Below are 19,474 nucleotides of genomic sequence, written 5' to 3'. Positions count from 1 at the left end.
AGGTGGCTCATGCAATCAGCGAACCTTGATCAAACGCGGGCACAGATCGGTCATCATCTCCAGTTCCTGGGGTACGAGGTCAGCACCGATGGCAAGATGGTGCTGGCACGCCATTCGACCAAACCCAACATTGCAGTGCAGGCGTTTACTGAGGGGGTATTGTTCACCTCGATCTACAGTTGTGAAGAAATCGCTGCGCTTGATCGCATCGGGTTCCTCGAGTTCATTAACCAGGCGAACCGCACTGCCACGATTTCCCGCTATTACGCCGACGCGCAGAACAATTTCTTTCTCGAAGCCTGGTACGCTGGTGATTATCGCCAGGTTGATTTTGCGCGCTTTGTGAGTTTGTGGGAAATGGACTTCGAGCGCCTCAAGCAGGTTCCGGGGATTTCGATGTATCTCAAGTGATACGGTGTCGGGTGGCGGATGCTGATGTGGCGCATCGCCTGGCGCAGGCGCAGATGGCAGGCATCAGGTTACCTGGCGTGTCCGTTGAGCACCTTCATCATCCCCTGTTCGAGCGTGCTGTACGTGGTTACCTCAGCGAGCGCATTGCCATGCGGTGCGAGTGCCTGAGCGACTTCAGGGCGAATGCCGACCAATACTGCTTCGGCGCCAAGCAGTCGGAGCGCGCGAACGATGCTGAGCAACCCCCGCGCAACCTCCTCATCTACAAGCGGCACGCCGGTGATATCGAACAGAATGTATCGAAACCGCCTGTCGGCGACCGATTGCAAGACCCGGTTGCTCAGAATAGCAAGCCGTGCGCTGTCAATGGCGCCGATCAATGGCACAACCGCCGATGTGTGGGTGAGCGGCAACAGCGGAACGCTCATTGAGCGAATGACTTCGCGCTGCTCTTCGATGGTGGCAAGTTGCTCCTGGAGGTGCATCCGTGCAGTTTCAGCCTCGGCGCGTGCGGCTTCAGAAATGGTGATCTGCTCCTCCAGGCGCCTGGTCTGCTGAGCCAGCGCCTCAGTCATCTCGTTGAACGCGCGTTGCAGGCGCCCGATTTCGTCGCGGCTCGTGATCCGCAGCGGCGCCACACTGCGCCGTTCGCTCATCGTATGCGCTGCCTCTGCCAGTTGTTCGATCGGGTGAACGATATGCCGGCGCAGCAGGAAGAGCGCCATGACTGCGGTGAGCACCAATACGACGCTGGCGCTGCTCAACACCAGATGTGCTGTTCTTATCTCAGAACGCAACATCTCTTCGGTCTCACGGAATTCTTTCAGTCCAAGAGAAGACATGGCGTCAGCCAGTTGTCCGCTCTGGATTACCAGTGCGATCATGGCTGCATTGTATCCGGAGATCGCTTCCTGATCGTTCTCGATGATAGCGTTTTCCAGAGAAAGGAGCGTCGTTTCCGCTTCATACGCCAGACGTATATAGTGTTGTACAATAATCTCCTGCTCAACAAGGATCTCGTCTGCAATATCGTGGGTCTCAGGATCTGACAGGCGACTCAATTCATTACGAGCAGCAGCAAGATACAAGCGAGCAACGGCTATTTTGGCGCGGGAACCAGAGGCGCCAGCGGCATACGCTTCGGCGAATGCGCGCGACAGGTAGTTGCTGGCTGCATCGGCGTGTGTCATGCGCTTGATCGTATGATCGGCGAGGTGCTCGATGGAGTGGCGGATCCCGTTGACGACCCACGACGTTCCTGCAACCGCGCCGATGATCAGCGCCACGATGATCATCGCCGCAAGCGTCACTTTGCCGGTCAGCGAAGAGCGTATCACCTTCTCCCTCCTCTCGATGGCCAGATCCACGCAGGTGCAATTGTTTCGTGTATGCGGATGCACACATGGAAGATTGCCACGCCTTCCGGTGCAACGTCCTGAGTGCGCGACGGTATTGCACCGCCGCCGGCCTGCGTGTCCCGGAGGGCATATCGCTCTTCCTTTTCATTGCCCGGCATCCGCCGCGTGAACCCGGTCAACAGGACTGCGTGGTTAAGAACGCACTCATCGTGGAGCACAGCACATCTTCCATGCTAACCGGGGAATGGGAAAAGGTATATGAGACATTAGTATCACAAGGTGGTAGTACCCCTCATGTCGTTTGCAACAGCAGTTATGGGGCTGCACGTCGCGCCGATTCTCTCAGCGATTGATACAGACGCTCCACCTGCCCGGCGACCACATCAGGCGCAAAACGTTGTTCCGCCCGACGACGCGCTCCGGCGCCAAGCGCGCGCCGCTCGGCGGGTCGTTCGAGCAGTTCCGCCAGGCGACGCGCAAAGTTGGACACTGTTGCCGCCAGCGCGCCGCTTTCGCCGTCGACGATAATGTCCGGCGTGCCGCCGGTGGGCATTGCCAGGATGGGTGCGCCACAGGCGCATGCTTCCAGCAGGACGCGACTCAGCGGCTCCCCCCATGCCGAAGGAAAGAGGAGCAGATCGCATCGCGCCATTAATCGCAGCACGTCGTTGTGGTCGATCCAGTCGAGAAACCGGGCGCGCACCCGGCTCACGCGCATCGCTACTTCGAGATCGGCGCGCAACGGTCCGCTGCCAGCGATCACGAGGGTGTGACGGTGGAGCGCAGCGCCTGCCTGTTGCACGATCTCGCCCAGCAGATGCGCCCCTTTGTTGCGTTCGAGTTTGCCGACATAGAGGACAAATCGCTCATCAGGCGGAATCAGGTCCGACGGCGCGGCGATTTGAGCGTCGATCATCGCCAGATCGACAATGTTTGGAATGATGTGCAGTCGTTCTGACGTCACCAGGTTCGCCAGGCGTCCGGCAATGTAGCGACTGCCGGCGATCACGGCGTCCGCCTGGCGCAGCGCGGCGCGGCGATGTGCAAGATGCGCCAGCATGTATGGAATGGCGGGCAACGCAACCGCGCCGGGCAGCGGACCCAACCGCGCTGGCAGATCGGTGGCAAGCGATGCCCACGTTTGACGTGGGTAGGGAATGCGGTCGCCGTGCAATCCGGTCGCAAAGTAGTCCCAGGGCCAGTGATCGCGCACGCTAATGACAACCGGCGCGCCAATGCGTCGCCCGGCAATGACGGCGGATGGCGCCACCTGGACGTGCTGGGCATGGATGATTGTTGCCGGATGATGAAAGGGGGGCGATGTGCTGGTCTCGATAATCACCTGCGCCAGATGGGGCCACAAGCGCTCGTTGCGTGCGTAGTTGCGCACGAACGGGATGCGCGGCGCACGATAACCGGCAAACACCGTCGGCACGCCGAGGATGTCACCGGTGCGTATCCCCTCCTGTCCCTCACGCGGCACAATCGCGGTGACCGTATGACCGCGTGCAATCAACGCCAGCGCCAGCGCATGCGCGCTCCAGCCAGCGCCGCCGCAACGCGGGGGGAAAACGTCTGTTGGGAGCAGGATGTTCATTGAGAACCGAGAACCAGGAACCGAGAACCAGGAACTAAGAACCGAGAGCCAGGAACCAGGAACCAGGAACCGAGAGCCAGGAACCGAGAACCGAGAACCAAGAACCAGGAACTGAGAACCAGGAACCGAGAACCGAGAGCCAGGAACTAAGAACCAAGAACTAAGAGCCTATCCGAAAAACTGTAACCTTTTCGCCTGCGGCGTGATCGCCGTGCGTGCCGCCGGGTTATTCGGATAGGCGCTAAGACGTGGAAGTCCGACGGGCTGGTCTACGGGCGAGCGGGATGCGCTCCTTCAAGCCCGCGCAGGCGGGCTTCCCGCCTGCCAGCCGCGACTTCAGTCGCCAGGCGGCGAGCGGAAACACCCTGTCGCACAAGGTTCGTCGTTCCGACACTCGAAACAGTCATGCGACCCGGTGTGCTGAGAGCCTATCCGAAAAACTGTAACCTTTTCGCCTGTGGCGTGATCGCCGTGCGTGCCGCCGGGTTATTCGGATAGGCTCTAAGAACCAAGAACCAGGAACCGAGAACCAGGAACCGAGAACCAAGAACAACCTGCAACGTGCAACCTTCCAACCTTCAACCTGCAACGTGCAACCTTCAACCTTCAACCTTCAACGTCTCCTCCATCACCCATTCCAGCGCCTCGCAGTGCCGCGACCATGAAAAATGCGCTGTGACGCGCGCCCGCCCGCGCTCTCCCATAGCGCGCGCTTCGTCGGGATGGTCGATCAGATATGCGATTGCCCCTGCCAGTGCATCAACGTCGCCTTCGGGGTAGAGCAACCCTTCGCTTCCGTGACGCACGATCTGATTGAGCGGCGGGATGTCGATGGTCACGACCGGCAGCGCCGCCGCCATATACTCGAAGACCTTCAACGGCGACCAGAAAAATCCGGCAGCGCGCAGCGCCGGATGGGCTGCGGTGTCGAACGGTGCGACCGCGATCGATGCCCGCGCCAGGAGTGATGGCACATCGTCGTAGGGAACGGCGCCGGTGAACGTGAAATGTCCCTGCCAGCGCGCCGCCAGGCGCACTGCGGCAGCGTGCTGCGGACCATCGCCAATCAGGAGGAAATGGCAGACGCGCCCCTGTTCGATCAGGAGACCTCCTGCGCGCACCGCATCGAGCACGCCATGCCAGGCGCGGAACGAACCGAGGAAAACGACGGTTGGCAGGGCAGGTGTCGTGCCTTCCTGCGAACGATCAATGCAGAAGCGTTCCACATCGGCGCCCCAGGGCAATTCAACGATGCGGGAACGCGGAATGTCAGGCGGCACAGTGGTGTGCAGCGGTGTGACGATCCGGTCTGCCATACGGCACTGTGCAACCGCCCAGCGCCGCATCGGTCCGCCAAGCAGATCGTCGAGACGCCGTTTCAACACAACCGGCGGATCAACAATCAACGCATTGACTTCGAGGATCGACGGTACGCCGAGGCGACGGGCTGCCAGAATACCGGCGCCGGCGAAATTGTAGTACCGTTCGATAATGATGTCCGGTTTCAGGGCGCGCGCCAGGCGCATGATCACGGGTGCGGAGAGCAACGCCAGTGTTTTGGGCACATCGATGTGGTGCAAACGAAACCGATCATAGCGCGACGAGATCGGGCGCAACAGCGCGGCAACATCGAACACGTCAGGGCGAGTGCAGGCAACCACATCGACCGTGTGCCCGCGCTGTGCCAGCCCGCGCGCAACTTCGAGGGTATGGACCGAGCCGCCGAGCGTACCGGGGACTGGAATGCCGCTGGCGACGTAGAGAATATTCACAGGCGCTCGTAGCGTTCGAGATCCAGCGTGATGGAGAGCGTACCAGGCGCTGTGCCGCGTACCAGATTCAGTGCGTGATCGACAGCGGCGTCTTCCACGCCTACCAGCAGTGTCGTTCTCCCTTTGCGGAGAAAACCGCCGGTCGATGCCAGCCGGGTCACGCGAAACCCTTGCTCGACCAGCGCATCGACTGTCGCATCAGCGACACTATCATCGGTAACGAAGATCAGCAACTTCATGGGCGCTCCTTATGCCGGGTACCAGTGTAACGTGCATTATACCAGATAGATCCACGTCCGCATGATTGTGAAGAAATGCGCAAACGTTTGACAACCGCGGCACTCATTGCTATACTCCTGAGTCGTTTTTGTGCGGTCACGGAGAAGAGACCGTCACGTTTTTGGCAGGACCCGTCGCATCGTTGCGAAGCATTGTACAGCGATCGGTACGCGAGCACTCACTCTTCGTCAGGAGGATCACTTGAATACCTTTGATGACATGAAAAAGCGAATCGCGCTGGTTTTTCCAGGGCAGGGTTCGCAGTATGTAGGCATGGGCAAAGAGTTGTACGAAGCATCGCCCGCTGCACGTCGTATTTTCGAGCAGGCTGATCAGGTGCTGGGCTTCGAACTCTCGAAACTCTGCTTCGAAGGTCCTCAGGAGGAACTCGACGATACCGTCAACGCCCAACCGGCGATTCTTACGGTCAGCATTGCGTGCCTGGAAGCGCTGAAGGAGCGTTTCGGACCCTTCGGTTATCTGGGGGCGCCCTCGCTCGTCGCCGGTCACAGCCTGGGTGAGTTTACCGCACTGGTCGCAGCTGGCGTGCTCGATTTCGAGGATGCGCTCAAACTGGTGCGTGAACGCGGGCGATTGATGAAGGAGAGCGGGGAGCAACGCCCTGGCGGCATGGCTGCGGTCGTTGGTCTCGACGACAAGACGCTTGAGGAGGTCGTTCAAGAAGCGCAGGCGGAGGGCGTCGTTTCGGTCGCCAATGCGAATTCACCTGGACAAACGGTGCTTTCCGGCGAGCATCGTGCGTTGCAGCGCGCAATGGAACTGGCGAAGGCGCGCGGTGCGAAGCTGGTTCAGCGGTTGCAGGTGAGCATTGCGGCGCACTCGCCATTGATGCAGAGCGCATCGGCGCGATTCAACGAACTGCTTGATCGGTTCCAGTTGCGTCCCCCAGAAGTGCCGCTCATCGCCAATATCAGCGGTCGCGCGCTGACGACCGTCGAAGAGTTGCGGCAGGAATTATCGCAGCAGTTGACCCGCCCGGTGCAGTGGACGCGCTCGGTGCAGGAAATGGTGTCGCATGGAGTCGATACAATCGTTGAGGTTGGTCCGCGTCAGGTGCTGTCGGGGTTGATTAAGCGCATTACGCCGCATGCCAGACCAGTGCCGCTTACCGATACCGAAGTTGCCAGGCTGGTAGCGCAGACGACGAGCGAAGAGGAAGGTTCTGGCATTTGATGCTGCTGCAGAAAGGGGAGTGATCGCCAGGCGGTAATGTCTGCCGCCGGTCGCTGCTCCACCCGGCAGTTAGAAAGGCGCGGCTCATGAGCACTGCGCAGCGGGTTGTGATTACAGGGTTGGGGGCGGTTACCCCCTGTGGCGTGTCGGTTCCTTCGATGTGGGAGGCGCTCCTTGCCGGGCGTAGCGGGATAGGACCGATTACGCGCTTCGATGCTTCTGGTTTTGCCATTCGGATCGCTGGCGAGGTGCGGGGTTTTTCCCTCGATCCTGCCGTCGATCCGCGTGAGGCGCGCCGCATGCCGCTGAATGTGCGGTATGCGCTCAATGCGGCGCTCGAAGCGGTGCACGATGCGCGCCTCGATATGACGCGCGAAGATCCGGAGCAGGTAGGGGTGGTGTTCGGCAGCGGCGCTGGCGGTCTCGATCTGATCTTCGACAATCATGATGTGCTGCGCGAACGTGGTCCCCGGCGCGTGTCTCCAACGTTGATCGCTAATATGATCCCGGATGCGGCAAGCGGCTACATTGCGATCCAGTTGGGCGCGCAGGGTCCGAACATGGCGGTCGTTGCGGCATGCTCCACCGGTGGACATAACGTTGGTGAAGCGTATGAACTGATCCGCCGGGGTGATGCGGCAGTGGTTATTGCAGGCGGCAGCGAGGCGCCAATCCATCCGACGATTGTGGCATCGTTCTCGAATATGCGCGGTCTGGCGGAGGATAACCTCAACCCTGAGCGCGCCTGTAAGCCGTTCGATGCCCGTCGGGACGGGTTCATTCTATCGGAGGGCGCGGGTGCACTGGTGCTGGAAAGCCTGGAACATGCGCTGGCGCGCGGCGCGCCGATCATCGCCGAGATTGTCGGGTATGGCAACAGTTGTGATGCAGGCGATATGATCGCCGCCGACGATCAGGGGCGGGGCGCGGCGCGCGCGATGGCGATGGCATTGCGCAAATCCGGCTTGCCGCCCGATGCCGTCGATTATATCAATGCCCATGGCACCGGGACGCCACTCAACGATCTTGCCGAAACCCGCGCGATCAAGTCGGTTTTTGGAGATCATGCGTACCGTCTGGCGGTCAGTTCCACCAAATCGATGCTGGGTCACATGATGGGCGCGGCTGGCGCAGTCGAGGCGCTGATCTGCGCGCTTGTCATTCGTGATGGTCGCCTGCCGCCGACGATTAACCTCGAAGAGCCAGACCCCGATTGCGATCTGGACTATGTGCCAAATGTCGCGCGTGCGGCCAATGTGCGTGTGGCGCTGTCAAACTCGATCGGGTTAGGCGGTCACAATTCTGCGCTGCTGATGCGCCGCTTCGAGGGGTGAGCCGGTCGTCAGTCGCCATCCATTGCCAGGTTGTGCTCCGGGCACCAGCCGTCGTACCCGCCGACGCTCACAAAGCGCCAGCGTGTTCCCTCCGCATCGACCGGAGCGCGTTCAAGCAGGGTCACTTCCAACCCTTCGCTCAACGGGACCGGTTGGGTTGGTGCGCGGAAACTTGGCGTCGTGCGCAACCATCCCGGTCCGCCGGGCGGCAGGTTGACGATGCGCGCTTTCTTCGGCGTAGGGGTGTTGGTTGGCGGCAGGGTGATCGCTGCCGAGAGGGCGGTCGGCGGCGCTCCGGCAATTGAGGGGGTCGATGGAGTCAGCAGGTGCTGCAACCCGCTGATCGCCAGGAAGACGAGTGCCAGCACCGCCAGGGCTGCCAGCGCCAGACGGAGCGACTGGCGTTCGGGCAACCATCCTGCCTGGCGTGCCTTTCGCTCTTCCGCGCGTGCGCGGAATCCTGATGCTGCTACCGGTCGTGTTGGCGCATCGCCTGCCTGCCGGGAGGCGCCGGTCGGCGCTGCCACCGGTCGTGTTGGCGCATCGCTCGCTTCCCCGGATCCGCCGGTCGGCGTGCGGTGCGCCGCAGTAGCTCGCTGAGACGGCGCTGTGCGGGGCTGCGTCAGCCCACACAGGTCGGCGACGAATTCGCCATAGGCGGCGACGCTGCGCGCGCTGCCGACAAACCCTTCGCCATGGGCGAAACTGGCGCGCACCCGGTTGATTTCGAGCACGCGCTCGCGCTGCTTTTCGGTGAGCAGCCCGGCGCGCTGCGCCAGCATGGCGCGCGTCGCCCATCCGAGGGTTCCTTCGTCAATCGCCTCGCGCTCGGCATCGCTCAACAAGGGGCTGCGGCGCAGCTCGGCGTCCAGGTGATCGGACAGGGCGCTGTGGAATGCCAGGAGCGCCGCACCGAGCAGGTCGCTGTCGTCCCCTGCGCGCCGTATCAGATCGAAGCCGCGTCGCACCTTTTCTTCGACACGTGTCACTGTGATCCTCCTGCTGCCAGCAGCGTTCTTTCGTCCAGCCTGCCCGGGACGATGCCGTTGCATCGTGTGGATTCACCACTGAGGTGTGGAGAGCAGGGATTTGTGGTGTGTTGCGTGGTGCACCGTAGCGGCGCAGCGGACGTGGATCTGTTTCTTTTCGCCCTACGCTCCCGGCGCCCCGGCGGTGTGTTGCGCGTTACACCTCAGAGAAATGCCCGGCAATCTCCGCATCTTTTACCCTTATCAGGCAGATCATCGCATGAGTCCGCTGCACAAAGGGCATGTCACCGCAGCGGCGCAGCGTTCGCAGCGGACAATGCCCCAGCGAGTCCCCCCAACGCATCATGCTTCGCTGCGCATATGTTTGAAATTCTCTGCGCGCCCGGCGCCCCGGCGGTGCGTTTTTGCAGCGAAGTCATCGCATGCAAAATAATAGCACACCTGTTCGTATCCGGCAACTCTTGTCATGTCCGGCGAATGACTTCGATACCGCCCATGTACGGGCGCAGCACCTCGGGGATGACAACGCTGCCGTCCGCCTGCTGATAGTTTTCGAGAATGGCGATGAGGGTGCGCGGCAAGCCCAATCCTGAGCCATTCAGCGTGTGAACATACTCGGGGCGCGCGCCGGGTTCCGGACGGTAGCGGATATTCGCTGCACGCGCCTGAAAGGCTTCGACGTTTGAACAGGAACTGACCTCGAGCCACTCGCCCTGGCCCGGCGCCCAGACTTCGATGTCGTAGGTGCGTGTGGCGGCAAACCCCAGGTCGCCGGTGCAGAGTTCCTTGGTGCGGAAGGGCAATCCCAGCAGGCGACAGGTTTCCTCGGCGTCGGCGCGCAGTTTTTCGAGTTCATCGTAACTGGTCTCCGGGCGAACGAACATGTACATTTCGACCTTGTCGAACTGATGCCCGCGCTTGATACCGCGCACGTCGCGCCCGGCGCTCATCTTCTCACGACGGAAGCAGGGGGTGTACGCGCAATAGCGCAATGGCAACTGGTCGGCGTCCAGGATTTCATCGCGGTGCAGATTGGTCACCGGCACCTCGGCAGTTGGCACCAGCCACAGGTCATCTTCCACGTCACGGTAGAGGTTGTCGCGGAACTTGGGCAGTTGACGTGCGCCCCACATACACTGCTCTTTGACCACAAACGGCGTGTAGACCTCGTCGTATCCCTGTTTGCCGTGCAGGTCGAGCATCCACTGGATGAGAGCGCGTTGCAGGCGGGCGCCCGGTCCTTTGAGCACGTAGAAGCGCGATCCCGACAGTTTGACGCCCCGCTCGAAGTCGATGATGTCGAGCGCCTCACCCAGTTCCCAGTGCGGTTTGGGGGTGAAATCGAAGGTGCGCGGTTCGCCTTCCTGCGCAATCACCACGTTGTACGTCTCGTCGGGTCCGTCGGGAACCGAGGGGTGCGGCAGGTTGCGCAGTTCCATGAGCGCAGCGTACTGCTGTTCTTCGACCGCTGCAAGTTCGCGGTCCAGTTCGGCAATGCGATCACCGACGGCGCGCATTTCGGCGATCTTCGCGTCGCGTGCGGCCGCATCGCTCATTTTGCCGATCTCTTTCGAGACTGCATTCCGCAACGCTTTGAGTTGTTCCACCTCACGCAGCAGCGCGCGGCGTTGCTCGTCGTATGCCAGCACCGCATCGACCTGCGCCGGATCGACGCCGGTTCGCCCGAGCGACGCTTTAACCAGATCGGGTTGCTCACGGATCAGTCGAATGTCCAGCATTGGCGATTCCTTTCAGAGCAGCACGTAGCTCCACGACACCATTTTGCCGTTCTTGTAGGGTGCGACGCCGAAGAATGTCCGATGATCACGCGCGAAGACCATATCGATCCACAGGCGGTCATTGTCCCACAGGTTGAGTTCGTGCAGGCGTGCAACCGGCACCCACTCCAGGTCGCCTTCGGGATTGCTGGTGAACGGCGTTCCGCTCCAGCGGTCAATGCGGAAGACGAAGGCAAACCAATCCTCTTCGTTTTTGCCGAAGCCGGGCCAGTTGAGAACGCCGCGCAGCACCAGGTCGTCCGCCTCGATACCGGCCTCCTCGCGGATCTCGCGTTTCATGCCACTCACGACATCCTCGTGGGAGTGCAGTTTCCCGCCCAGACCGTTGTACTTGCCGTAGTGGACATCATCCGGGCGGGCGTTGCGGTGCACCATCAGCACCGATGCACCATCGGGCGACATGACATAGCCAAGCGTTGCCAGAATAGGCGTATATGCAGGCATAATCACTCCAGATTGGTTTCCACAGCGTATCGCATCCTACCACAGTGCTGAAATCCCGGCTGCGCCCGACCGATATTCCTCGATCCGGCGGCGCGATCCGGGGTCGATACCCTCGGGCAGGGCATCGAGCGGAAAAAAGCGCGCGTCAGCGATCTCGATTGAACGCGGTGCAGTCGGATTGCCCTGCGCTTTGAAGACGAAGACAATAATGTAATTGACGAAGGTGAAGCGAAAGGCGTCGTACACGCCGAGCACGCGCTGAAACTCGGCAGGCACGCCCGATTCTTCATAGACCTCGCGTCGTGCCGCCTCTTCCAGCCGCTCATGCGGATCGACCGCGCCGCCGGGCAATCCCCAGGGTGTGGCGCCGCCGCGATGGCGCACGAGCAGCACCTCATTGTCGCGCAGGACAAGCGCACGCACGCCGAGGAGCGAAGGACGCGCAACGCTCCAGAGCAGATCGCGCGCTGCGTGGGCGATGCGATAGAGCAGCGTCAGCGCAGCGTTTGCCAGGCGTTGTTGCATATCACCGTCGTTCAATAAAAAACCCCGCGTCCGCGAAGGACGAGGAGTTCTCCACCCCGTAGCGCCACCTTCATTCATTCGCCGCGACGCGCGATACCAGGCGCTTCCGGCGTCAATCAGGGCAGGCGACCTTTACCTGTGCGACTCAGGAGGGATTCAATGGGTGCGCTGCAATCGCCATGCACCGACCGGCGACTCACCGATTGCCGGCTTCCTCCGGGTCGTCTCCATCGCAGTCGTTATTATATCAGCCTTGCAGATGACGTGCAATTCCGGCGCTGTTCGTTCAGGAAAGAAACTGCACCAGCAGAAAGACAGCGACGCCGATGATCGCCAGTGAGATGATAAAGCGCAGAATGCCGACCACGATCTTGAAGACGATGTACACCGCAATTGCGGCGACGAGAATGATAATGAGCGATTCCAAGCGTATTTCTCCTTGATGTAACCGTTCGCACCTGAGGTAACATACGCGCCTGGGAACGAGGGCGTCCCGCCCTCGTCGCGCCTGCGAGGGCAAGATGCCCTCGCTCCCAGGAGACATGTGAACACTTACCTGTTGATCCATCGTTGCAGAGCGAGCAGGAAGTATGATACAATACAACACGCGATGGCGTGCGAAGGCACGCCAATCGTTTAGCCTGGAGCGCTAGCACTCAATAGTCGAGAGTGCTAACATGCCTCCAATGGAGCGAGAAAGCGTCACGTAAGCGTGGAGTGAGCAGAAGGATGCACGAGGCAGCGGTCAGAGGCGGCTCTCAGGAGCGTCAAATCGTTGACGATATCATGTAAGGCGCATCGTGGCTTCTGCCGCATAGAATGTGCCAGAGGAACAGTCTATGACGACCGATCTGACCGATCGCCGCCGGCTGATCCTGAAACTGGCGATCCAGGAGTTCATTGAGAGTTCGCAACCGGTAGCATCGGATCTGCTGGTGCGCAAATACAGGCTCAATGTATCGCCTGCGACCGTGCGAAATGAGCTGGCGGCGCTGGAAGAGCTCGGATATCTGACGCATCTGCACACATCGGCCGGGCGCGTGCCGACCGATGCGGGGTACCGTTATTTTGTCGAGAACCTGATGGATCGCACGCCGCTTTCGGCGACGGAGCAACGCACGATCCGTCACCAGTTCTATCAGGTGCGCAGCGAGCTCGATCAGTGGATCCAGCTGGCGGGCGCAGTGCTGGCGCGCACTGCCCAGAACGCCTCGGTCGTAACGCCGCCGCGCGCACAACAGGCGCGCCTGAAGCATCTGGAGCTGATCGCGATCCACGAGACAACGGCGCTTATGGTGCTGGTGTTGCACGACGGCACGATCCGGCAACAAACGCTGACGCTCGATGTGGCAATGACGCAGGAGGAGTTGAGTCGCTGCGCTGCGCAGATCAACGAACGCTGCTGCGATGCGCCGGTCGAGCGGATCGAGGAGGTGTTGAAGCAGGAACGGGCGCAAGAACCGCCCGGCGGCAACGCACTCGTCTGTCAGGTGCTCGATCTGGTCGTGAAAGCGATGCATCAGTTCAACGAGCATATCAGCAGTGATATACACAGCGATGGCTTGATCGAAATCCTGAACCAGCCTGAGTTCTCGCGTGTCGAGCGGGTGCGTCGGATGGTCGAGATCCTGCAGAGCGGTCGGGCGCTTGGGACGCTGATACCGCGTGCGCTCTCCAGCAGCGGCGTTCAGGTGGTGATCGGCGGCGAACATAGTTATGATGAAATGCGTGAGTATAGCGTCGTGCTCTCGCGCTATGGCGGCGGCGAGATCGTCGGCGTGCTCGGTGTGATCGGTCCGACACGCATGGCGTACCCGCGCGCCATTTCAGCGGTGCGCTACATCTCGGCAGTGATGAGTGATCTGCTGGCGGAACTCTACGGCATCGAGGGCGCAAACCGCTTGAATAGTGAACCCTGATTATTAACCCTGTGAGGGGAGGTCGATCCGCATGTCGGAACAATTGCAACCACGACCGCACGAAGAACAGCCTGAAACAACGACTGACGGTCAGGAGGCGACGACACCTGCAGCTCCTGTTGAAGAGGGCGCAGCGCCTCTGAGCGTCGAGGCGTTACAGGCGCGGATTGCTGAACTGGAGCGTGAAAATGCCGAACTGCGCGACAACTGGTTGCGTGCAGTGGCGGATTATAAAAACTTTAAGCGGCGCACCGACCAGGAACGCGCCGAGTTGATCCGCAGCGCCAGCGCTGCGCTGCTCCTTAAACTGTTGCCGGTGATGGATGATCTCGAGCGTGCGATGGCAAGCGTGACGCCCGAGGTTGCCGAAACCCCCTGGTATGGCGGGTTCAAACTCATTCCGCAGAAGTTGCAGGCGATCCTTGAAAGTGAGGGGGTTTCCCGCATGCAGACGGTGGGGGAGCCGTTCGATCCAAACCGGCACGAGGCAATTATCTATGAGCCGTCGGAGGATGGCGAGGATGGCAGGGTGATTGCCGAGTTGCAGCACGGTTATCTGCTGCGCGACCGCGTGTTGCGCCCGGCGATGGTGAAGGTCAGCCAGGGGAAGAAGCAATCGTCAGACTCAGAGACGCCGCATGGGTAAAATCATTGGCATCGACCTTGGCACGACCAACTCCGTCGTCGCGGTGATGGAAGGCGGCGAACCGGTGGTCATTGCCAATGCCGAGGGGAGCCGCCTTACTCCTTCGGTGGTGGCGATCAATAAGGCGGGTGAACGCCTGGTCGGGCAGGTTGCCAGGCGTCAGGCGGTGGTCAACCCGGAGCATACGATCTTTTCCGTCAAGCGGTTCATCGGGCGCAAACTGTCCGACCCGGCGGTGCAGAAGAGCCGGTCGCTGATGCCGTATCGCCTGGTGGAAGCGCCGAATGGCGATGCCTGGGTGCATCTGGCCGGGCGCGACTATAGCCCGCAGGAGATCTCGGCGTTTGTGCTGCAAAAACTCAAAGCCGACGCCGAGGCGTACCTCGGCGAACCGGTGACGCAGGCAGTTATTACGGTTCCTGCCTACTTCAACGATAGTCAACGTCAGGCGACGCGCGACGCCGGTCGGATCGCCGGGCTGGATGTGGTGCGCATTATTAATGAGCCGACCGCTTCGGCGCTTGCGTATGGTCTCGATCAGAACAGGCATAATCATCTGATTGCGGTCTACGATCTCGGCGGCGGGACGTTCGATATCTCGATCCTTGAACTCGGTGACGGCGTCTTCGAGGTGCGAGCAACGAATGGCGATACTCACCTCGGCGGCGATGATTTCGATCAGCGGATCATGGATTGGATGGCGACCGAGTTCAAGAAAGAGACCGGTATCGATCTGCGTACCGATCGGACGGCGCTGCAACGCCTGAAGGAGGCTGCCGAAAAGGCCAAGCAGGAACTCTCGACGGTGTTGCAAACCGACATCAGTCTGCCGTTCATCACCGCCGACGCCAGTGGTCCGCGGCACTTGAACCTGACGCTTACCCGCGCTCGCCTGGAGCAGTTGACGGGTGATCTGATCGAGCGCACCATCGGTCCCATGCGTCAGGCGCTTGTTGATGCCGGGGTGCGCCCAAACGACATTGATGCGGTGGTGCTGGTCGGCGGGCAGACGCGCATGCCGGCAGTGCAGGAGATGGTGCGGCGTTTCTTCAACCGGGAGCCGCATCGGGGTGTGAATCCGGACGAGGTTGTGGCGATTGGCGCCGCAATTCAGGCGGGTGTTCTGGCGGGGGAGGTCGGAAACGTGGTGCTGCTCGATGTGACGCCGCTGACACTCGGCATCGAAACGCTCGGCGGCGTGATGACGCCGCTGATCGAGCGGAATACAACTATTCCAACTCGCAAGAGCCAGGTTTTCTCAACGGCTTCGGATAATCAGAGCAGCGTCGAGATCCATGTGCTGCAGGGCGAGCGCGCCGAGGCGCGCGCCAATAAATCCCTCGGTCGCTTCGTGCTCGATGGCATCCCGCCAGCGCCGCGCGGCGTACCACAGATTGAGGTGACGTTCGATATCGATGCGAACGGTCTCTTAAGTGTCTCAGCAACTGATAAACGAACCGGAGTTGCGCAGCATATTACGATCACCGCTTCGTCTGGTCTTTCAGAGGATGAGATTCAGCGGATGATCGCAGAGGCGGATCAGTACGCCGAAGAGGATCGGCAGCGTCGTGACCTGATCGCGGCGCGCAATGCCGCAGATAGCGTTGTCTACAATGCCGAGCGTGCACTGCGCGAAGCTGGTGAGACGGCGGATGAGACGGTGCGTGTCCGTATCCAGGAGCGGATTGCAGCGGTGCGCCTGGCGATCGAGGGTGACGACAGGAACGAGATACGTAATCGAACGGCGGAACTTACGGTTGCGTTGCAGCAACTGGCGCAAATGACTGCTGCGCGCAGCGATCAGGATGAGGAAGCGGGTCGTGCACATTGAACGCTCAGGACACCCCTTGAGCGTTGCTGAGGCGGCATATGGCAGTGAAGCGCGATTACTATGAAGTGTTGGGCGTTCAGCGCAACGCCTCGCAGGACGAGATCAAGAAGGCGTTCCGTCGTCTGGCGCGCCAGTATCACCCCGATGTCAATAAAGCGCCAGACGCGGAGGCGAAATTCAAGGAGATCAACGAGGCGTATGAGGTGCTGTCCGACCCGGAGAAACGGTCCATGTATGATCGCTTCGGTCACGCCGGTCCTACGGCGGCGCCGGGGTTTGATCCGTTCTCCAGTGCGGACCCGTTCAGTTCGATCTTTGAAACCTTCTTCGGCGGGACGATGCGGGGATCGCAGCGTGGTCCGCAGCGCGGCGCCGATCTGCGCTATACGTTGTCGATCTCATTTGAAGAGGCCGTCTTCGGCGTTGAAAAGACGATCGAGTTCCGCCGGTTGGAGACCTGTCCCGCATGCCGTGGCAGCGGCGCTGAGCCGGGTACCGAACCGGTGCGCTGTCCGAAGTGCGGCGGTCTTGGTGAAATTCGCCAGCGTGCGCCACTCTTCAACATGGTGACGGTGACAACCTGCGATATGTGCCGTGGTGAGGGCACGGTGATCGCAATTCCGTGTCGTGAGTGCCGTGGCGAAGGACGGGTGCGTCAGACGCGCAAGATAACAGTGCGCGTTCCGCCTGGCGTCGATAACTCATCACAGATTCGGATCAGCGGTGAGGGGGATGCCGGTCCACGCGGCGGACCATACGGCAATCTGTATGTCGTGATCGACGTGCAACCGCATCCATACTTTATCCGCGAGGGCAACGACATCATCCTCGAATTGCCGCTCAATGTGGCGCAGGCGGCGCTGGGCGTCGAGGTTGAAGTGCCGACCATCGACGGCACGGAGCATCTGCGCATTCCGCCCGGCGTGCAGAGCGGCGCCGTCTTCCGCATTCGCGGCAAGGGCGTGCCGTTCCTGCGCAGCAGTGGGCGTGGCGACCAGATCGTTGTGGTGCGCGTCGTCATCCCCACAAATCTGACCGATCATCAGCGCAGGTTGTTTGAGGAACTCGCGCGCTCGCTCGAAAAGGAACCGATCGGTGGCCAGCGCGATGAAGGTTTCTTCGGACGCATTAAGAATGCGCTCGGTCTGTAGCGTTGGAGCCTCCCGATATGCCCGATCTGCTCTACGGTCGCAATGCGGTGCGCGAAGCGTTGCGCGCCCGACGACGCACCTTTCAACGCCTGCTGGTTTCAGCCGGTGCGCAGGAAACCGGTACGCTCGGCGACATCGTCCGAATTGCCGGGGAGGTGGGTGTGCCGGTTGAGCGCATCGATCGACGCGAACTCGACCGGCGGTTGCGTGATGCGAATCACCAGGGTGTGGCGCTGGAGTGCAGCGATTACCCGTATGTCGATCTCAACGACTGCCTGGCGCTTGCAGAGGAACGTGGCGAACCGGCGTTCCTGCTGTTGCTCGATCATATTCAGGATCCGCAGAATGTTGGCACATTACTGCGTACCGCCGAGGTTGTCGGCGTGCACGGGGTGGTGATACCCGGCAGACGTGCAGCGGAAGTGACGCCGGCGGTGGTGAATACGTCGTCCGGTGCGGTTGAACATTTGCGGGTTGCCGTCGTCACGAACCTGGCTGCAACAATTGAGCAGATCCAGCACGCTGGTGTGTGGGTTGTGGGGGTTGAGGACGATGAACGCGCATATGAGTATGATCGGGTCGATCTTGATCTGCCGCTGGCGCTGGTGCTCGGCGCGGAAGGTCCGGGGCTGGCGCGTCTGACACGTGAACGCTGTGATTTTCTCGTCCGGTTGCCGATGCGCGGGCAGATTGCGTCGCTGAACGTCGCCGTCGCCGGGAGTATTGTGCTGTACCATGCGTGGCGGGTGCGGGAGCAGGGGAGAACTAAGAACTGAGAACCGAGAACCAGGAACCAGGAACCGAGAAGTGAGAAGTGAGAAGTGAGAACGAAAGATTGGTATGAGCAATGATACGTGTGGTGAAGAATGACGGGAGAGCGACAATGGCGACGACGCTGGCGGAACTGGTCAAAGAAAAGCGCGCTGACATTCTGGCGCTTGCGGCAAAGCACGGTGCACGGAATGTGCGCGTGTTCGGCTCCGTGGCGCGCGGCGATGCCGATGAGCAAAGTGATATTGACGTTCTGGTGCAGATGGAGCCGGGACGCTCGCTCCTCGATCTGGGCGGCTTGCAGTATGATCTTGAACAGCTTCTGGGTTGCCGGGTCGATGTCGTCACCGAACAGGGTCTCAAGGCGCGTCTGCGCGAGGAGATTCTCAGCGAAGCGGTGACGCTATGAGACGTCCTGTTGAGCGTCTACGCGATATTTTGATTAACAGGGATATTGTCCGGGAGGCGGCGACACGTGATGTACCTGCATTGCGTAAGATGATCGAACACCTGGTGCATATGCTGGAGCCTGCCAACTCGTCGGAACGGAGGGACTCGTGACGTACACTGATCGCGCATTAGCGATCCTGCACGAGTGGGTGCAGGGGGAACAACTGCGGAAGCACTGTTATGCCGTTGCTGCGTCGATGCGTCACTTTGCGCATTTGAGCGGCGGTGATCCCGATCTGTGGGGGGCGATCGGGCTGCTGCACGATATGGATTTCGAGCGCTATCCGCAGATGCCCCCGCCCGGTGAGCATACAACTGCCGCGTCTGAAGCCATCCTGTCCGGGCAGGTCACCGAGCCGCCGTTGCAGATGCATCCGTTCGTCGGCGTCACGTATCTGCGTCTGCAGGGCTGGTCGCCGGAGGTGTGTCGCGCTATTCTGTCGCACGCGAATTATAGCGGCGTTGGGCGCGAAACGCTGCTGGAGAAGACGCTGGCAGCGGTTGATGAACTGTCGAGTTTTGTGGTTGCGGTTGCGCTCGTCCGTCCAACGAAGAGCGTGTTTGAGGTCGATGTGACGGCGGTGCGGAAGAAGATGAAGGACAAAGCGTTCGCGCGCGCCGTGAGCCGTGATGAGATTATTCACAATGCGGAAGCGCTTGGTATGCCGCTCGATGAGGTTATCGGGCATGTTATCGAAGGACTGCGCGCCGATGCACAGCGGCTGGGCATTGCTGGCAGCAGCGCGTGATGGAGATTGAGCATTTATAGCAGTTCTCAGATGCATTGACCATTATTCCTATCCGTCGTGTCGCACAAGGCGCCCGCCGCTGGCGGAGTGTAGACCGAAATTCATTTCGGTCGCCGCGTGGAGCGTGCGATTCCGGGAGTGTTCAACCTCGTCCACCAGGTTCAACCTCTGTGAGAACTGCTATCATCCGGTATGCGCCTGGCGCCGTCGGGCTAATGGAGATTGAGAATGTATTCCGCTATACCGCGCTAGCCG

Annotated in this window: 20 protein-coding genes; 10 read left to right on the top strand and 10 right to left on the bottom strand. The window is 60.7% G+C overall.

What is annotated here, in order from left to right; all coding sequences use genetic code 11:
• Positions 1-9: 9 nt before the first annotated feature.
• Positions 10-411 (top strand): hypothetical protein, encoded by a 402-nt coding sequence (locus tag ROSERS_RS17915; protein ID WP_011958174.1) that lies wholly within the window; start codon positions 10-12, stop codon positions 409-411.
• A gap of 68 nt (positions 412-479) precedes the next feature.
• Here ROSERS_RS17915 and ROSERS_RS24355 read toward each other — a convergent pair whose 3' ends face one another.
• The 5 genes from ROSERS_RS24355 to ROSERS_RS17890 all read right to left on the bottom strand — a co-directional run bounded on the left by ROSERS_RS24355 (position 480) and on the right by ROSERS_RS17890 (position 5,377).
• The gene (locus ROSERS_RS24355; protein WP_011958173.1) at positions 480-1,748 is read right to left on the bottom strand and encodes a HAMP domain-containing protein; all 1,269 of its coding nucleotides are present in this window, start codon (positions 1,746-1,748) and stop codon (positions 480-482) included.
• A gap of 334 nt (positions 1,749-2,082) precedes the next feature.
• On the bottom strand, positions 2,083-3,366 hold the full coding sequence (locus ROSERS_RS17900) for a glycosyltransferase family 4 protein (protein ID WP_011958172.1): 1,284 nt from the start codon (positions 3,364-3,366) through the stop codon (positions 2,083-2,085).
• Positions 3,367-3,635: 269 nt separating this feature from the next.
• Positions 3,636-3,773 carry a hypothetical protein gene (locus ROSERS_RS26195; RefSeq protein ID WP_157040979.1) on the bottom strand — a complete coding sequence of 46 codons (138 nt, stop codon included), beginning with the start codon at positions 3,771-3,773 and terminating at the stop codon, positions 3,636-3,638.
• Between the two features lie 192 nt (positions 3,774-3,965).
• Complete coding sequence (locus ROSERS_RS17895) at positions 3,966-5,138, bottom strand: glycosyltransferase family 4 protein (protein ID WP_011958171.1); 1,173 nt, start codon at positions 5,136-5,138, stop codon at positions 3,966-3,968.
• Positions 5,135-5,377: a cyclic-di-AMP receptor gene (locus ROSERS_RS17890; protein ID WP_011958170.1), complete on the bottom strand. Its 243-nt coding sequence runs from the start codon at positions 5,375-5,377 to the stop codon at positions 5,135-5,137. The genes ROSERS_RS17895 and ROSERS_RS17890 overlap by 4 nt, the downstream gene beginning before the upstream one ends.
• 241 nt (positions 5,378-5,618) lie before the next feature.
• Here ROSERS_RS17890 and fabD point away from each other — a divergent pair, with 241 nt between their 5' ends.
• Both fabD and fabF read left to right on the top strand, forming a co-directional pair.
• Positions 5,619-6,611 (top strand): ACP S-malonyltransferase, encoded by a 993-nt coding sequence (gene fabD, locus ROSERS_RS17885; RefSeq protein ID WP_232282657.1) that lies wholly within the window; start codon positions 5,619-5,621, stop codon positions 6,609-6,611.
• 86 nt (positions 6,612-6,697) lie between these two features.
• Positions 6,698-7,945: a beta-ketoacyl-ACP synthase II gene (fabF, locus tag ROSERS_RS17880; RefSeq protein WP_011958168.1), complete on the top strand. Its 1,248-nt coding sequence runs from the start codon at positions 6,698-6,700 to the stop codon at positions 7,943-7,945.
• An 8-nt stretch (positions 7,946-7,953) separates the two neighbouring features.
• Here the strand turns inward: fabF and ROSERS_RS17875 are convergent, their stop codons facing one another.
• From ROSERS_RS17875 to ROSERS_RS26190, 5 genes are all read right to left on the bottom strand, one after another.
• Complete coding sequence (locus ROSERS_RS17875; RefSeq protein ID WP_157041145.1) at positions 7,954-8,934, bottom strand: hypothetical protein; 981 nt, start codon at positions 8,932-8,934, stop codon at positions 7,954-7,956.
• A gap of 464 nt (positions 8,935-9,398) precedes the next feature.
• Entirely contained in the window at positions 9,399-10,673 is a 1,275-nt protein-coding gene (gene serS / locus ROSERS_RS17870; protein ID WP_011958166.1) for a serine--tRNA ligase, read from the bottom strand.
• Between the two features lie 12 nt (positions 10,674-10,685).
• The gene (locus ROSERS_RS17865) at positions 10,686-11,177 is read right to left on the bottom strand and encodes an NUDIX hydrolase (RefSeq protein ID WP_011958165.1); all 492 of its coding nucleotides are present in this window, start codon (positions 11,175-11,177) and stop codon (positions 10,686-10,688) included.
• Between the two features lie 36 nt (positions 11,178-11,213).
• On the bottom strand, positions 11,214-11,702 hold the full coding sequence (locus ROSERS_RS17860) for an NUDIX domain-containing protein (protein WP_157041144.1): 489 nt from the start codon (positions 11,700-11,702) through the stop codon (positions 11,214-11,216).
• Between the two features lie 286 nt (positions 11,703-11,988).
• On the bottom strand, positions 11,989-12,129 hold the full coding sequence (locus ROSERS_RS26190) for a hypothetical protein (RefSeq protein ID WP_157041143.1): 141 nt from the start codon (positions 12,127-12,129) through the stop codon (positions 11,989-11,991).
• Between the two features lie 412 nt (positions 12,130-12,541).
• Here ROSERS_RS26190 and hrcA point away from each other — a divergent pair, with 412 nt between their 5' ends.
• The 7 genes from hrcA to ROSERS_RS17825 all read left to right on the top strand — a co-directional run bounded on the left by hrcA (position 12,542) and on the right by ROSERS_RS17825 (position 19,219).
• Positions 12,542-13,621 carry a heat-inducible transcriptional repressor HrcA gene (gene hrcA / locus ROSERS_RS17855; RefSeq protein ID WP_011958162.1) on the top strand — a complete coding sequence of 360 codons (1,080 nt, stop codon included), beginning with the start codon at positions 12,542-12,544 and terminating at the stop codon, positions 13,619-13,621.
• Between the two features lie 31 nt (positions 13,622-13,652).
• Positions 13,653-14,267, top strand: coding sequence for a nucleotide exchange factor GrpE (gene grpE / locus ROSERS_RS17850; RefSeq protein ID WP_011958161.1), 615 nt, complete (start codon positions 13,653-13,655; stop codon positions 14,265-14,267).
• The gene (dnaK, locus tag ROSERS_RS17845) at positions 14,260-16,098 is read left to right on the top strand and encodes a molecular chaperone DnaK (RefSeq protein ID WP_011958160.1); all 1,839 of its coding nucleotides are present in this window, start codon (positions 14,260-14,262) and stop codon (positions 16,096-16,098) included. Before grpE ends, dnaK begins: the two co-directional genes overlap by 8 nt.
• 38 nt (positions 16,099-16,136) lie before the next feature.
• A complete protein-coding gene (gene dnaJ, locus ROSERS_RS17840) occupies positions 16,137-17,249 on the top strand; it encodes a molecular chaperone DnaJ (RefSeq protein ID WP_011958159.1) in 1,113 nt (370 codons plus the stop codon).
• 17 nt (positions 17,250-17,266) lie between these two features.
• Positions 17,267-18,025, top strand: a complete 759-nt coding sequence (rlmB, locus tag ROSERS_RS17835) for a 23S rRNA (guanosine(2251)-2'-O)-methyltransferase RlmB (RefSeq protein ID WP_011958158.1) — start codon at positions 17,267-17,269, stop codon at positions 18,023-18,025.
• A gap of 107 nt (positions 18,026-18,132) precedes the next feature.
• Positions 18,133-18,429 (top strand): nucleotidyltransferase family protein, encoded by a 297-nt coding sequence (locus ROSERS_RS17830; RefSeq protein WP_011958157.1) that lies wholly within the window; start codon positions 18,133-18,135, stop codon positions 18,427-18,429.
• 148 nt (positions 18,430-18,577) lie between these two features.
• Positions 18,578-19,219 (top strand): HD domain-containing protein, encoded by a 642-nt coding sequence (locus ROSERS_RS17825; protein ID WP_011958156.1) that lies wholly within the window; start codon positions 18,578-18,580, stop codon positions 19,217-19,219.
• Positions 19,220-19,474: the final 255 nt, after the last annotated feature.

Source organism: Roseiflexus sp. RS-1, assembly GCF_000016665.1.
GTDB lineage: Bacteria > Chloroflexota > Chloroflexia > Chloroflexales > Roseiflexaceae > Roseiflexus.
This window is presented reverse-complemented; position numbering and strand designations above follow the sequence as displayed.

What these genes read in the sequence shown, in the direction of transcription:
- ROSERS_RS17915 (WP_011958174.1), top strand. Translation starts at nt 10, where the DNA reads ATGCAATCAGCGAACCTTGATCAAACGCGGGCACAGATCGGTCATCAT.
- ROSERS_RS17900 (WP_011958172.1), bottom strand. Translation starts at nt 3,366, where the DNA reads ATGAACATCCTGCTCCCAACAGACGTTTTCCCCCCGCGTTGCGGCGGC.
- ROSERS_RS26195 (WP_157040979.1), bottom strand. Translation starts at nt 3,773, where the DNA reads ATGACTGTTTCGAGTGTCGGAACGACGAACCTTGTGCGACAGGGTGTT.
- ROSERS_RS17890 (WP_011958170.1), bottom strand. Translation starts at nt 5,377, where the DNA reads ATGAAGTTGCTGATCTTCGTTACCGATGATAGTGTCGCTGATGCGACA.
- fabF (WP_011958168.1), top strand. Translation starts at nt 6,698, where the DNA reads ATGAGCACTGCGCAGCGGGTTGTGATTACAGGGTTGGGGGCGGTTACC.
- serS (WP_011958166.1), bottom strand. Translation starts at nt 10,673, where the DNA reads ATGCTGGACATTCGACTGATCCGTGAGCAACCCGATCTGGTTAAAGCG.
- ROSERS_RS17865 (WP_011958165.1), bottom strand. Translation starts at nt 11,177, where the DNA reads ATGCCTGCATATACGCCTATTCTGGCAACGCTTGGCTATGTCATGTCG.
- ROSERS_RS17860 (WP_157041144.1), bottom strand. Translation starts at nt 11,702, where the DNA reads ATGCAACAACGCCTGGCAAACGCTGCGCTGACGCTGCTCTATCGCATC.
- hrcA (WP_011958162.1), top strand. Translation starts at nt 12,542, where the DNA reads ATGACGACCGATCTGACCGATCGCCGCCGGCTGATCCTGAAACTGGCG.
- grpE (WP_011958161.1), top strand. Translation starts at nt 13,653, where the DNA reads ATGTCGGAACAATTGCAACCACGACCGCACGAAGAACAGCCTGAAACA.
- dnaK (WP_011958160.1), top strand. Translation starts at nt 14,260, where the DNA reads ATGGGTAAAATCATTGGCATCGACCTTGGCACGACCAACTCCGTCGTC.
- dnaJ (WP_011958159.1), top strand. Translation starts at nt 16,137, where the DNA reads ATGGCAGTGAAGCGCGATTACTATGAAGTGTTGGGCGTTCAGCGCAAC.
- rlmB (WP_011958158.1), top strand. Translation starts at nt 17,267, where the DNA reads ATGCCCGATCTGCTCTACGGTCGCAATGCGGTGCGCGAAGCGTTGCGC.
- ROSERS_RS17830 (WP_011958157.1), top strand. Translation starts at nt 18,133, where the DNA reads ATGGCGACGACGCTGGCGGAACTGGTCAAAGAAAAGCGCGCTGACATT.